Source organism: Priestia sp. YIM B13490 (assembly GCF_042787735.1).
Classification (GTDB): Bacteria; Bacillota; Bacilli; order Bacillales; family Bacillaceae_H; genus Priestia; species Priestia megaterium.
Window position 1 is genome coordinate 649784 of record NZ_JBHZOT010000003.1, and the last position, 12581, is coordinate 662364.

Sequence of the window (12581 nt, forward strand, 5' to 3'; positions counted from 1 at the left end):
TAAAATCAAATAAAAAACAAGCAGATCCTACTTCTCTTTCATTTAATTAAATTATGTATTTTACGTTGTTCTACTGAATATTGGTTTCAAACACAAACACAGAAACAGCGATATCTTCTTCTACTTTGATATCAGAAAATAAGTACTCCAGCTTAGCTCCTAACAAGTCTTCAAGCCCCTCTGGAGGAGATGAAGCGTAAAGGTTTTGAATAAGCTTTGTTCTTGCCATATGTACCGTCTCTTTACCTTCGGTTGTTCTCGCGATAAATTGTTCAGCTGGCGTTAAGTTGCCGTACAAAGTTGAAATAGCCATATTTTGAACAAATACAGTATGAATTCGTTCTGGACCTTTTCCAAAAAGTTTTTTGCGCAGCTTTCGGATAATATCATTAAAATCATGTATTTTCTTAGACACTGGTGTATGCCTCCGCTTATCTCGAGTATGTCTCCCTTGCTCATTCAAGTTTTCAACTAAGAATAAGTTACATTATACATGACGACGTTTACATTGTATACAATGTATCTGTTTTATCCCCGTTAATCCAAATCATCGCAAAACCATTACGAAATGATAAAAAAAATCCTTCACTTATTAAAGTGAAGGATTACCTTTATATCTCTACTTAAAGGTTACAAATGGATTCTCAGTTATCAAAGAAATAACTAAGAACTTTGACAAAATAGCATGTCAAAATAGTCAAGTGGTATGTTTGTACCAGTAGTTAATGCTATCACGTTAAAGCCATGGAATCCAATTAGTTTACTTTCATAATACTTTATTTAATTTAAATATCCTTTTTTGATAGGAAACCCTTAATCTTCATCACGATCTGCTCTAAATTCATCATCAGATAATGAATTTAGTTGGTGGCTAAGCTTTTCGTAGTTATCTTGTTTCTGATTTTGTTGTACATCACTAGATATAGGAGTTTCACTAGAAACAGTAGATTTTTTTCTCGTCTCTTCGCCTCCGCTAACTCCAAACCCAACATTGTTATCTGTCATCGGATTCACCTCTTTAACTGTTATTATGGAGAATTGCTCTAAAAAAATAACAGGAAATAAAAGGGATTCCCACTTAGCTAATAGCGGTCCAAGCTTCCTTACTTACACCAAATCGTATTTAAATAAGGAAATGACCTGCTTTAACCCCATAGGCAATACCAACAAAAAAACTTGCTATACCTAGTGTTTGACTTTTACATACATACTTTATAGTTAAGCCTGGAATCAGACCCCATATAATGATGAAAATAGCGAACGATACTATAATAGAAGACCATGCATCTTGCCCTGATATACTTATACCTTGCATAAACGTTTCTCCTTTCAGTACTTATATCGGGAGAACATAAATTTTTTATAGTATCTTATAATACGAACTAAAAAATTCAAGTGACCTGTCCATATATGCTTTTACAGCGAATGGTGGCGTTCAAGCTCGACTGTTTTTGGTTTTTGCCATATTAATACCCCTGCCGCTACATACATAAACGAAGTGATGTAAAAAAGGCTGCCGATTGTAAGGAAATCAATGATATACCCTGTTGCAATCACGGCTAAAGCTGCCCATATAGAGGTCCATAAATGGTAGTGTCCTACTTGTTTTCCTGTATGAGCACGATCTGTCTGCCTAGATAACGCTATTTTTTCTGCTGTTTTTTGAAGAGCTCCAAGTAGCCCCATTATAACTTGAATGATATACACCTGCGTAATAGTTGATAGAACGGGAATCACAAGCATAACAACCGCCATCCCAAACGTATATAAAATGAGCAAGCGCTTTTCTCCTACTCTGTCACTCCATGAACCGATTAAAGGGTGACTCAAAGCTGCGGTTAAAGCAAAAATTCCGTAAGCTAAGCCAAATTGTGAATAACTATCGCCAAGATTTCGAAGCAGTAAAAGGTAAAAAGGAAAAACAATACTGCTTGCAGTAATCATCAGGCTTTGTGAGTGTAAGAGTTGTTTGTACGTCATTTTCCATACTCCTTATAAAATAAATTAACGAACGTTTCCTTTGAATCATATTTTCTTTTTAAATTAAAAAAGGCGGTTGTATGAGGGTAAGCCTCTTCTAATTGCTTCTTGCTTGGGTAGCCGTAGTAAGGCAAGTAATAGCTTCCCTGGTGCTGCAGCGTTACATCCACCATTTTTCTGACAACTCTTTGTGTATCAGCCATGCCTTGATGGTCTTTTTTCTGGTTAATAAGGAAAACGAGAGCAAACATGTCGTCTTTTGCATAAGACATGACGGCTTTATTGTCTTTTTCTACATAGCGAACAGTAATGTTCAGTAAATTTAATTTCTCTGTTGCTAACACTTCGCGTAAATCATCGATGTAAGAAGCAAATTCATCAACCGGAACGAAGTATTCTTGTAAAACTTCCGTCCGGCTAGCACTTTCGTATTCCATAAAATCACTTTCAGAACGCATAACATTATTTCTTGTTTCAAGCCGTCCATTTTGTCTTAAAAAATAAGCCTTTTGTGTTTCCCACAGCATATCTTTTCCCCAGTCACTGTAACGAGACAGTCCTAGCATAAATTTAGGAAGTGCCACTATTTTTTCTGTTTTGAGCGGTTCTTTTACAGTAGAAGTATTTTGAGAAGATAAGCGATAGTTTGTGACGTACATATCTGTTAGCAATTGATTAGGAGAAACAGAAATACGCGCCATATGCATACGAACGTCAGGGTTATGCTGTACGTAGTTTTTAAAATACGCTGTATACTGTCTATAATCTAAGCGGATAATTTCATCTTCGTACCATTCATCGTCCGTCAAACGAAGCGTCACATCTAAAATGACTCCAAATAACCCGTAGCCTCCGTTTACTAAAGAAAACAGCTCAGGGTGTTTTGTCCGGCTAATTTCGATAATAGACCCGTCGGCCTGCAGGAGACGCATAGATTTTACCGTATCCATTAAAGAACCGTATCGAATATCTCTGCCGTGTACGTTCACGCTAATAGAACCTCCAACGGTAAAAATATTTTGTGATTGCATAACCTGAAGAGCAAGGCCGTCTTTATGTATATATTGCTGAATATCATTCCACGTTGTCCCGCTTTGAACCGTAATTTCTTTTTGACGTGGCTTGTAATCTACAATTTTATTGTACTGCTTCATATCAAGTAAAATAGCATTCGGATAATACGTCTGCCCTCCTTGACTGTGCTGCATGCCTGAAATCGCTATTTTTTCATGATGCTGTGAAGCGGTTTTCACCCAATCTTTCAGCTGTTTTTCAGTTGTTCCGTGCTTTATTTCTTTGACTTTTGTAGGAAGAAGCCGAGCAACATCTTTCGTTACAGGACGGCTTTGCTGCTGTTTATAAATATGATAGGAGGCATATGAACCTACTAGATAAAAAGATAAAAAAGTTCCTAACAACACGTTTTTCTTCATCACAAACTGTAAGCTCCTTTCTTTATTTTTGTGAAATTATACCATATTAAAAGTGAAATAACACTATAAAAGTGTAATTTTACACTATATTATAATTCATTTTGAGAAAGTATATGAAAAAAACTTGTAATTTAATGTATGTTAACCTTATTGAAACAAAAAAAGAAAAGACCTAGCGTCTTTTCTTTTTTGTTTCTTTATTTTTCAGCTTCGTATGCAACTAAAGCTACTCTTTTTCCTAACGTTTGTTGAAACTGCTCTTCTAGCTGTTTCAGCTTCGCGTGCATATCATCGTTAATTGAAGCTGGCTCAAAGGTCATTTTTGTTTGCTCCATCATACTGTCACCTCTTTCATGTGTGTATGTTCTACTTTTTCCAATATAAAAGAGGTCTATGACGATTTGACGAAAGTTTACAAATTAAATTTGCTAATGAGCGCTGTTAATTGTTCTGCCATTTGAGACAGAGATTGTGCGGAAACAGCAATTTCCTCCATTGAAGCCAGCTGTTCTTCAGTTGATGCGGCCACTTCTTCAGATGTAGCTGCATTTCCTTTAGCAAGGATCGCCATTTCACCTGCTGTACGAGCCACCTCTTCAACCGCTGCTGAAATTTGCTGAGCAGTCGCAGCCACTTCTTCTACTTGCGGAGTCGTTTCATTCATGCTGCTTAGAATTTGTTCAAATTTTTGAATAGCCGTTTGTGAAATTGTTCGTCCTTCTTCAACTTTGTTTGTAACTTGCTCCATTGTATTTACAGATTCCTGAGTATCTTGTTGAATAGCTTGAATAAGCTCAGAAATTTGAGACGCGGACACTTGTGATTGTTCTGCCAGCTTTCTCACTTCCGCTGCTACAACGGAAAATCCTTTTCCATGTTCTCCAGCTCGTGACGCTTCGATTGCAGCATTTAAGGCTAGTAAATTTGTTTGAGCAGCAATACCGCTGATTACTTCTAAAATGGTTCCAACTTCTTTTGAACGTTGAAACAAAGTACGAATCGTTGTATTAGATAGCTCAACGGATTGAGAAATGGATTCCATTTGTTCGACCGTTTCTCTCACGGCTTTTTCGCCTTCTACAGCTTCAGACGTTGTGTGATTTGATAGCTGAGAAACAGCTTCTGTACGCTGAGCAATAGTAGAAACTCCTTGTACAATCTCATCTAAAGAAGCTGCATTTTGGTCAATAACAGCCGTTTGTTTTTCCGCGCTAGAAGCCACTTCTTGTATCGCAACTGATACTTGTTCAGTCGCAGCGCTCGTTTGCTGTGAGCTGGCCGTTAGCTCTTCTGAAGAAGCAGCCACTTGCTCTGCACTCATTTCAACATTTTGAATTAATGTGCGAAGATTGTTTTGCATCTGACTAAAAGCATACCCTAACTCGCCGATTTCATCCTTTGAATTGACGGTAATCGCTGTTGTCAGATCTCCTTCACTAACGCTCAGAGCCTGATTCTTAAGCTGTTTGAGCGGTTTAATAATCGATTGCAACACCACAAAAATGGTAAGACTCCCGATTATCAGACAAACTACAATGATAAATAGTGTTTTGTAAAAGATAGGCTGTGCAGCTTCACTAACTTCTGATGAATACATAGTGCCTGCAACTTTCCAGCTTGTTGTTTTATTTGTCGTAAAGACCATCTTTTTTTCATCCCCGTTAAAGGTATATTCAAAAGACCCAGAGCTCTTTGCATAAAGCTTGTCAAAAAGAGAATCTGTCGCTTTTGTACCTGCTTTTTCCGCAGGGTGAACAATATATTTTCTTTCTCCATCTAAAAGAAATGGATATCCTTTTTCTCCGATTTTTACTTTGCTGACAGCTTTATTAATGCGGCTAATATCTAAATTTAAAGCAATAACCCCTGTGCCATCCGCCGATGTTTTCGCTACAGTAATAACGGTCTGACCTGTAGAGGCTGATGGATAAGGTTCAGTGACAACTGTTTTTCCTTTGTTTTGCATGGCTAGCTTGTACCAATCTCGTTTTCTGGGATCATAGCCTGCTTGTAGCACTTTTTTAGGCGATTGAATAAACTTTCCCTGCTGATTTCCTGTAAAAATGCTGATAGCCTCTGGATGAAGCGAAGCATATAAGTTAAAATTTTTCCTTAAAGTAGCCATATCTTTTTCATTGTAGCGCTCGTTGTTTACCACTGATGCAAAAAACTCTACATCATGAATTTTTGGTCCAATGGTATCGTCAATCACTGAATTAATAGACTGTACATTTTGCTGTGCTGTGTTAATAATTTGGTTTTCAATTTCATGTTTCGCCGTTATGTAAGCTGATACACCTATCGTAACAGATGGCACCAATAAGATCGCTGCAAATGCTAGCACCAGCTTTGTCTTAAAGTTATTAAGGGACCTTTTTTTTCTTACTCTCTCCATGCTATGTAGCCTCTCTCTCTGTAGTTAAAAGTGATCGTGCACTTTCTTTCTATCGGCAAGACTTCATATTCCTTTAGTCATCGAGTGTATACATAATTAACAATGGGAGTGAAAAGATAAGAGTACGATAAAAAAAGTAGGTGATTTTAATGGAAGAAAGTAAAAACAGCAAGTCTTTTTCAATGTTTGAAACAGAAAAGGTTCAGCGCGGGGAAGAACAAGATATTTTTAATATCTATAAAGAAGGAGTAAAAATTGCGGAAGTACGAGGAACGGATCCTCAAACTCAGCAGGTTATTCCGATGCATGACTTAAATGATTACGAAGAAAATAAGCTTCACGAATATATTGCTCATTTAGACCATACAACGTAAAAATGCTAAAACAAGAGTCCTCTCTTGTTTTAGTCTTTAGAATCATAAAAAACATGTTCAAAACGCAGCGTGTTTTTTTGTATGTACAGAAGTCCAAACGAAAATTGCTTTTCCCGCCGCTTGTCAGTAGCGGAACCTGGATTAAACAACGTAATATCACCAATTTGTTTATGAAGAGGAATGTGAGAATGACCAAAAATTACTGCGTCGACTTGTTCATGTTCAAATGCCAAAAGTGCACGTTTTTCAGTCGTTTTTCCTTTGCCATGACCGTGGGTTACGCCAATCGTAACGTCGTCAAACGGAAGAAGTAATGAAGATGGAAGTACTTGCTGAAGCTCTTCACTGTCTACATTTCCAATTACCCCATGTACAGGAGCAAACACACGCAGGTCATTGTAGACATCTGTCGTTTGAAAATCCCCCGTATGAATAATAGCATCAGCTGTTTTCAGTTCGGCTAAGAGTCTTTTCGGAAAATGTTTCGCTCTTTTTGGAATATGAGTGTCACCTAAAATAACAATCTTCATTTATGATACGCTCCTTTTTCATTCAATATGGTGTAGTGTAGCGTATTGCGTTGGAATGAAGCAACTCTATCCGGAGCGTCAGGCAAAAAATTTCTCTTTTTCGTTTAAGTTTGCGAAAATACGTTACATACCAAGTTACAGAATGGAGTTTTCAAAATGGAAGTAAAAATTAATCGAAACGCAGCAAAAGTGTTAAAAAATGCATTGGCTAGCCCAGAAGGTCAAGGAAAAATGATTCGTGTATATGTAACTATCGACCACGGTGATCACGCGCATTATGATTGGAAATTCGATACGCCGACTGAACATGATGAAATCGTAAAAACAGATAAAGATATCGATATCGTTTTAGATAAACGCGAGAAATTTTTAGAAGGCGTATGGATTCAATATTTCCACGTTCCAGAGCCTGAATTTGTGATTAGCAGCCTTCACCACGCGCATCACCATCATTAATACAAAAAACACACCTTGTTTTATAGGTGTGTTTTTTCGTTTGTGTGACAAGCAAAAATTTTATTGATAAGAAGAAGAGATAAAATTTTGTTGAAGCAATAAAAATGAGCTATAGTGGAATTACGGATGAAAGAAAAGAGGTTAGCGTATGAAAGTAAGTGTGTTAGTAAGGTCTATTTTAGTTGTTATTTTATATAATTTATTCGTTCTGTACATCGGATGGAACGCTTGGATGTGGTTTCACACAATGTTTGAAGTGGAAAACAAATGGATTCTTACAGTGATCGTTGTCTTTTTTGCTTATTCCTTTATCATCAGTCGTGCGTTTCAACAAGTGAGCATATTTAAAATTGTGGGATCGTACTGGTTAGGATTTATTCAATATTCGGTTCTTTTGCTTCCTATAAGTAATTTAGCCGTCTATATCCTTACTCTTCTAGGCGCTTCGCTTTCTACAGCTATCGATTCAATTGGATTTTTCGTAATTGCCGCTTTTTTATTCATTTTTGCTTACGGTACGTATAATGCTTACAGTCCTGTGGTAAGAAAATATACGATTTCGCTTGCTAAAAAGACGAATCGGAAAAACCTTCGCATTGCTGTAGCATCTGATATGCACTTTGGCACATTGTCCGGCAAAAAACATTTGCAGCGGTTAATCACTCATGTACAAAAGATACAGCCGGATCTTATTTTACTTCCTGGAGATATTATTGACGATGATCCCCACGTATTCTTTAAAAAAGAAATGGATTCTATGATGAAGCAGCTCAAAGCGCCTTTAGGCACGTATGGAATTTTGGGAAACCATGAGTATTACGGCGGGAAGATCCCTCAGTTTGTGGAGAGAATGAAAGAAATGAACATCCCTATTTTAATGGATGAAGTGTTAAATATAGGTGATAGCTTGTATTTAATAGGCAGAAAAGACAAGACGGACAAAAATCGAGACAGCTTTTTCGATTTAGCGAGTGAAACGGATCGTTCTCTTCCTGTCATTGCGATGGATCATCAGCCGCTTTCTTTAAAAGAAGCGGAACAAGCAGGCGTGGATTTACTTCTATGCGGCCATACTCACAGAGGACAAATGGCACCTAATCATTTAATCACAAAGCGGTTATTTGAAATTGATTGGGGCTACAAGCAAAATAACCAACTGCATACCATTGTCTCTTCAGGATTTGGCTTTTGGGGTCCTCCGCTTCGAATCGGGAGCCGATCAGAAATTATTCAAATTGATATTTCGTTTACAAAATAGAGAAAGCCCTAGGGCTTTCTCTATTTTAATGTACGCAGCAACGTCGGAAGCTCTGCATAAATGGCGACTACTTCATCTACTTTCATTCGAACGAGCCCGCTCGAAGACGGGGCAACAAAGTCCATTATTCCTGATACCATCGATTTCTCTTGTTTACCCCACTTTACTTGCTTGCGTCCGCTGTACTGCTGGTAGACACCTTTTCCAACAAAGCAAACGATTTTAGGCGTATATGTAGCTATTTTTTTCTTTAAGATTTCTCTGCCTTCTGCATATTCTTCTTTGGTAATCTCATCAGCTGCTTTTGTAGGACGCTCTACAATATTTGTTAAACCGTACCCCAGCTGGAGCAGCGAGTGATCTTCCTCCGGATGATATTTACGATCTGTCAAACCTGCTTTGTGAAGAATCGTCCAGAAGCGATTGGTTGGATTCGCAAAATGATGACCCGTTTCACCTGAACGGATGCTTGGATTAAACCCGACAAATAAAATATCTAAGTTGGGGTGTATATGATCAAAAATAGAATTCATAGTCATACGCTCCTTACAATATAAAAAGAAAACATCCAGATGGGATGTTTTCTTTTTACTATACCCTATTAAATACGAACTACGCGTCCGTTGAATTTTTGTTTCCAGTAGCCGCTGCTCATGTTTGCAATTGCAACACCTGTTGAGCTTTGAGCACCGATGAACTTGCCGCCTCCTACATAAATGCCAACGTGGCCGTCTTTTTTATATGTATCGAAGAAAACAAGATCGCCAGGCTGCATTTGACTAGAAGACACTTGTGTTCCAGCATGCTTTAACGTTTCTGTACTTACAGATCCAAGAGGTCCAAGGTTAACGCCAACTTGAGAATATGCCCAGTGTACGAATGACGAGCAGTCAAATAAGCCGTGGCTAATATCAGACTGGCTGCGTCCACCGCCAAATACGTAAGCAGAGTTTCCAATCCAGCGGTTTCCTACTGTTACAACATTGCTAGCTTTTGGAGCTGGAGCGCTTGTAGGTGCCACATCATTGCTGCTTGCTTTTGGTGCTTCTGCCTTAACAGAAGATGAATCGGCTTTTTCAGCTGGTGCAGCCGCTGCTTTTTGGGCTTGCTCAGCTGCTTTCTTGGCTGCCTCTTTAGCCGCTTGTTCAGCTGCTTTTCTTGCTGCTTCTTCTGCAGCTTTTTGATCTTTAATATTTTGTTCAAGCGTAGACTGTTCATTTGCAAGAGAGCTGTCTTTTGATTGTAGAGAAGCTTTTAGTTCTTCATTTTTTGCTTCTTTATCTTTTAGTTCTTTTGCCAATGCATCTTTTTGTTTCTTTTGAGCTGCTAGCTGGACAGTCATTTCATCCAGTTCTGCCTTCATGTCTTCTAAGCTAGCAAGCTTAGACTTAACATCCGCTTGTTTTGTTTTTAATTCGTCTTGCATATTTTTAGTTTCTTTTAAAATACCACGGTCTGCATCTACAATAGTTGAAACAGCTAGCGCGCGGTCTACAAAATCACCAAAACTTGAAGAACCAAGTAAAACTTGTAAATACTCTACGTTACCGCCGCTTTCCTGGAGGGAACGTGCACGATCTTTTAAAATATCGTTTCGCTTTTCAAGTTTTTCTTGAAGCAGCTTAATTTCTTTTTCAAGCTGCTCTACTTGTTTAGACGTTTCTTTAATATCGGCTTCTGTTTTTTGGGCTTTTTTATTGTTTTCTTCTTCTGCTATTGTTAATCGCTCAAGCTGTGCTTTCATTTGATCTTGTTCTGCTTGAAGGCGTGTTAATTCATCAGAAGCTGCTTTGATGTTAGATTGCACATCTTGACGCTGATTTTGAATTTGCGATTTTTGTGATTCCATATCCTGAATGGTAGAGGCATACGCTGGAGTTGATAAAACTCCTCCCAGGCCTAATAAAACCGTTGTGTTAAGTAAAAGCATTTTCTTTTTCAATATGAATTCCTCCGCTTTCTCGCTCTGTTAAACTAGTAATTTCTAATTATGTATCAATATGTATAAAAGTCTTACAATTTATGTAAAGTTCACTGTATTTGTCGATAAATAGCTAAATATGCTAATGAAAATCTACGAAAATTATACCACGATAAACGTTGAAAAAAAGAATAACAATATTACAATTGTATTTCAGTAATGTAACATTTAAAGCTTGTGTATACATTCATCTTTCACCTGCAAAAATATACCTTTATATCCCTGTTAAAATAAATAATCTACCGGACTTTACACAGCACTGTTTTTAACATGATAAAATAGGCGATCAAGATTTTTTAAGCTGGTTGGATATAAGTTGTTGCTAAAGAGAATGTAATAATTTTTTAACATCCACGTCTATTTTTACCTTTTTCTGCTATTTTTACAGTATTTGAAAATGATTTTCTGAAATAGTAACAAATCTATGTTTATCTGTTGTTTGCACGTGTTTAAAAAAAAGGTGATAGGTAATTATCAAACAATATTCGACAACGCTCGGATGAAGTCATACAAAAGACCTTCTCACGGTGAGGTGAGAAGGTCTTTTGTTAATCACGCTGCTGATAATAATGTTCTAAAGCTACAATTGCACTTCCCATTCTTTCTTGATCAGGAATAACAATACGATCTACTCCTTCTTCTTTTAAAGCAGCAGCGGTTACTTTTCCTACGGATACAGCTACTACAGAGCTTTTAAAGAGTTCTCGAATGTGATCAGCTTGTCCGTGTTCTCTTGCAAATGAAAATAAAAAGCGCGCCTGCGGAGCGCTTGTGAAATTAACAGCATCAATTTTTCCGCTTACTAATTCGTTTATAAGCTGTTCCATGACTTCTGCTTGTGGCGGAATATGCTGATACGGTAAAATCTCTTTAAATTGGGCTTTTTGATTCGAAAGAAAGTCAATTAATTTTGGTGCAGGATCTCCGTGAAGCTGAAGCGCTACATGCTTTCCTTCAAAAGAAAACGAATGAAGCGCCCTGACTAGTCCCGCTGTACTTCCATCATCATCTCGAACAGTTGGAGTAACACCGAGTTTTTTTAACATATTTACGGTTTTATACCCGCGTGCAGCAATATGAGCTGCTTGTAAAGAAGACAGAAATTCGTCGGCCAGCCCTAGCTTTTCTGCCGTTTTGTAAAGAATTTCTGTACCGACCCCTGTCGTAAAAATAAACCATTCATAATTTCCTTTTACCAGTTCTTTAATATCTGCTTCTAAATGTGTGTCATCTAAAAAGATTGTTCCTTGTGCAGGTCGTACAAGCGGGGTCCCGCCAAGGTTTTCAACAATTTTGCTGATTTCTTCTACTTTACGCTGACCTACGAGTGCGACTGTTTTACCTTCTAATCGTTTCAATGGTCTACCTCCATTTTTCTATGTATGCTACTTTAATGATCCTTGATAACCTAGTTTTTCAGAAATTAGGCTCGCCGCTTCTGTTACTTTTTGAATAATGAACGGCAGTCTGTCTCCTTGAAATCTCGCTTCAATTCCCGCTACGCTAATGCCTGCAACCACTTCATTTTGATGATTTACAATCGGCGCGCTCACGGATGTTGTAAAGTTTTCTAATTCAGAGGTGCTAATGGTATACCCTTTTTCTTTTGCTTCTTTTAATACATTTCTTAGTTTCTTTTGATCTGTAATTGTTCCAATGCCTATTGGAGCCAGCTCCGTTTGAGTAATATATTCCTCTTGTTCTTTTTCGGGTAAATGCGCCAAGATAATGCGTGAACAAGCTCCCGCATAAAGAGGTGAACGCCTTCCAATTGATGTGTAGAGACGCACTGGATGAAGCGTATCTACTTTTTCAATATACATAGCTTCATTCCCATCTCGTACAATTAAATTAACCGCTTCTTCTACTTCGTCTCGGAGCGTTTCCATTACAGGCTTTGCGATATTTCTAATATCTAAGCGATTAGCCACCAGCTGACCAAATTGCAAGAATAAAAGTCCTAGCGAATAGTATCCTTGCGCATCTTTTGTTAAAAATCCCATCTCTTCAAGCGAACCAACCATCCGGTGCAAAGAAGTTTTCGGAACGCCTGAATATTCCATCATTTCTGTGAAGGTCAGCTTAGGGTGCTTGATAAAAAGCGTGAGAATCTGCATGGATTTAACAACCGTTTTATTGTTAGCTTGCATAAAACCTTCTCCCTTATTTGTGCG

General features: G+C 37.9%; 15 protein-coding genes. 3 read left to right on the top strand and 12 right to left on the bottom strand.

The genetic code is table 11. From position 1 onward, the window contains the following. Nucleotides 1-70 precede the first annotated feature (70 nt). From ACFX4R_RS13215 to ACFX4R_RS13245, 7 genes are all read right to left on the bottom strand, one after another. Nucleotides 71-415 (bottom strand): Na-translocating system protein MpsC family protein, encoded by a 345-nt coding sequence (locus ACFX4R_RS13215; RefSeq protein WP_013057171.1) that lies wholly within the window; start codon nucleotides 413-415, stop codon nucleotides 71-73. Between the two features lie 398 nt (nucleotides 416-813). Then, the gene (locus tag ACFX4R_RS13220; protein WP_237074935.1) at nucleotides 814-1005 is read right to left on the bottom strand and encodes a hypothetical protein; all 192 of its coding nucleotides are present in this window, start codon (nucleotides 1003-1005) and stop codon (nucleotides 814-816) included. Between the two features lie 118 nt (nucleotides 1006-1123). Then, complete coding sequence (locus ACFX4R_RS13225) at nucleotides 1124-1315, bottom strand: hypothetical protein (RefSeq protein ID WP_025751820.1); 192 nt, start codon at nucleotides 1313-1315, stop codon at nucleotides 1124-1126. A gap of 101 nt (nucleotides 1316-1416) precedes the next feature. Next, entirely contained in the window at nucleotides 1417-1980 is a 564-nt protein-coding gene (locus ACFX4R_RS13230; protein WP_013083286.1) for an MFS transporter, read from the bottom strand. After that, the gene (locus tag ACFX4R_RS13235) at nucleotides 1977-3413 is read right to left on the bottom strand and encodes an FAD-binding protein (RefSeq protein ID WP_280560801.1); all 1437 of its coding nucleotides are present in this window, start codon (nucleotides 3411-3413) and stop codon (nucleotides 1977-1979) included. Before ACFX4R_RS13235 ends, ACFX4R_RS13230 begins: the two co-directional genes overlap by 4 nt. Before the next feature lie 197 nt (nucleotides 3414-3610). After that, nucleotides 3611-3748: a hypothetical protein gene (locus ACFX4R_RS13240; protein ID WP_014459963.1), complete on the bottom strand. Its 138-nt coding sequence runs from the start codon at nucleotides 3746-3748 to the stop codon at nucleotides 3611-3613. A gap of 77 nt (nucleotides 3749-3825) precedes the next feature. Continuing rightward, on the bottom strand, nucleotides 3826-5808 hold the full coding sequence (locus tag ACFX4R_RS13245) for a methyl-accepting chemotaxis protein (protein WP_377569751.1): 1983 nt from the start codon (nucleotides 5806-5808) through the stop codon (nucleotides 3826-3828). Nucleotides 5809-5957: 149 nt separating this feature from the next. Between ACFX4R_RS13245 and ACFX4R_RS13250 the strand changes: the two genes are divergently transcribed. Next, nucleotides 5958-6182: a hypothetical protein gene (locus ACFX4R_RS13250; protein ID WP_043982590.1), complete on the top strand. Its 225-nt coding sequence runs from the start codon at nucleotides 5958-5960 to the stop codon at nucleotides 6180-6182. A gap of 29 nt (nucleotides 6183-6211) precedes the next feature. Here the strand turns inward: ACFX4R_RS13250 and ACFX4R_RS13255 are convergent, their stop codons facing one another. Next, complete coding sequence (locus tag ACFX4R_RS13255; RefSeq protein ID WP_322552078.1) at nucleotides 6212-6712, bottom strand: metallophosphoesterase family protein; 501 nt, start codon at nucleotides 6710-6712, stop codon at nucleotides 6212-6214. 156 nt (nucleotides 6713-6868) lie between these two features. Here ACFX4R_RS13255 and ACFX4R_RS13260 point away from each other — a divergent pair, with 156 nt between their 5' ends. Further along, nucleotides 6869-7168, top strand: coding sequence for a hypothetical protein (locus ACFX4R_RS13260; RefSeq protein WP_013083290.1), 300 nt, complete (start codon nucleotides 6869-6871; stop codon nucleotides 7166-7168). Nucleotides 7169-7316: 148 nt separating this feature from the next. Then, nucleotides 7317-8426 (top strand): metallophosphoesterase, encoded by a 1110-nt coding sequence (locus ACFX4R_RS13265; protein WP_043982594.1) that lies wholly within the window; start codon nucleotides 7317-7319, stop codon nucleotides 8424-8426. Nucleotides 8427-8446: 20 nt separating this feature from the next. Here ACFX4R_RS13265 and mug read toward each other — a convergent pair whose 3' ends face one another. The 4 genes from mug to ACFX4R_RS13285 form a co-directional block, all read right to left on the bottom strand. Next, a complete protein-coding gene (gene mug / locus ACFX4R_RS13270; RefSeq protein ID WP_043982596.1) occupies nucleotides 8447-8959 on the bottom strand; it encodes a G/U mismatch-specific DNA glycosylase in 513 nt (170 codons plus the stop codon). Between the two features lie 68 nt (nucleotides 8960-9027). After that, nucleotides 9028-10368 (bottom strand): coiled-coil domain-containing protein, encoded by a 1341-nt coding sequence (locus tag ACFX4R_RS13275; RefSeq protein ID WP_097823338.1) that lies wholly within the window; start codon nucleotides 10366-10368, stop codon nucleotides 9028-9030. 587 nt (nucleotides 10369-10955) lie between these two features. Next, nucleotides 10956-11765, bottom strand: coding sequence for a uroporphyrinogen-III synthase (locus ACFX4R_RS13280; RefSeq protein WP_165575098.1), 810 nt, complete (start codon nucleotides 11763-11765; stop codon nucleotides 10956-10958). 27 nt (nucleotides 11766-11792) lie between these two features. After that, nucleotides 11793-12557 (bottom strand): IclR family transcriptional regulator, encoded by a 765-nt coding sequence (locus ACFX4R_RS13285; protein ID WP_043982600.1) that lies wholly within the window; start codon nucleotides 12555-12557, stop codon nucleotides 11793-11795. Between the last annotated feature and the right edge of the window lie 24 nt (nucleotides 12558-12581).

Bases quoted from the DNA above. Each gene is read 5' to 3' on its own strand.
- ACFX4R_RS13220 (WP_237074935.1), bottom strand. From the start codon at position 1,005: ATGACAGATAACAATGTTGGGTTTGGAGTTAGCGGAGGCGAAGAGACG.
- ACFX4R_RS13225 (WP_025751820.1), bottom strand. From the start codon at position 1,315: ATGCAAGGTATAAGTATATCAGGGCAAGATGCATGGTCTTCTATTATA.
- ACFX4R_RS13230 (WP_013083286.1), bottom strand. From the start codon at position 1,980: ATGACGTACAAACAACTCTTACACTCACAAAGCCTGATGATTACTGCA.
- ACFX4R_RS13235 (WP_280560801.1), bottom strand. From the start codon at position 3,413: ATGAAGAAAAACGTGTTGTTAGGAACTTTTTTATCTTTTTATCTAGTA.
- ACFX4R_RS13240 (WP_014459963.1), bottom strand. From the start codon at position 3,748: ATGGAGCAAACAAAAATGACCTTTGAGCCAGCTTCAATTAACGATGAT.
- ACFX4R_RS13245 (WP_377569751.1), bottom strand. From the start codon at position 5,808: ATGGAGAGAGTAAGAAAAAAAAGGTCCCTTAATAACTTTAAGACAAAG.
- ACFX4R_RS13250 (WP_043982590.1), top strand. From the start codon at position 5,958: ATGGAAGAAAGTAAAAACAGCAAGTCTTTTTCAATGTTTGAAACAGAA.
- ACFX4R_RS13255 (WP_322552078.1), bottom strand. From the start codon at position 6,712: ATGAAGATTGTTATTTTAGGTGACACTCATATTCCAAAAAGAGCGAAA.
- ACFX4R_RS13260 (WP_013083290.1), top strand. From the start codon at position 6,869: ATGGAAGTAAAAATTAATCGAAACGCAGCAAAAGTGTTAAAAAATGCA.
- ACFX4R_RS13265 (WP_043982594.1), top strand. From the start codon at position 7,317: ATGAAAGTAAGTGTGTTAGTAAGGTCTATTTTAGTTGTTATTTTATAT.
- mug (WP_043982596.1), bottom strand. From the start codon at position 8,959: ATGAATTCTATTTTTGATCATATACACCCCAACTTAGATATTTTATTT.
- ACFX4R_RS13285 (WP_043982600.1), bottom strand. From the start codon at position 12,557: ATGCAAGCTAACAATAAAACGGTTGTTAAATCCATGCAGATTCTCACG.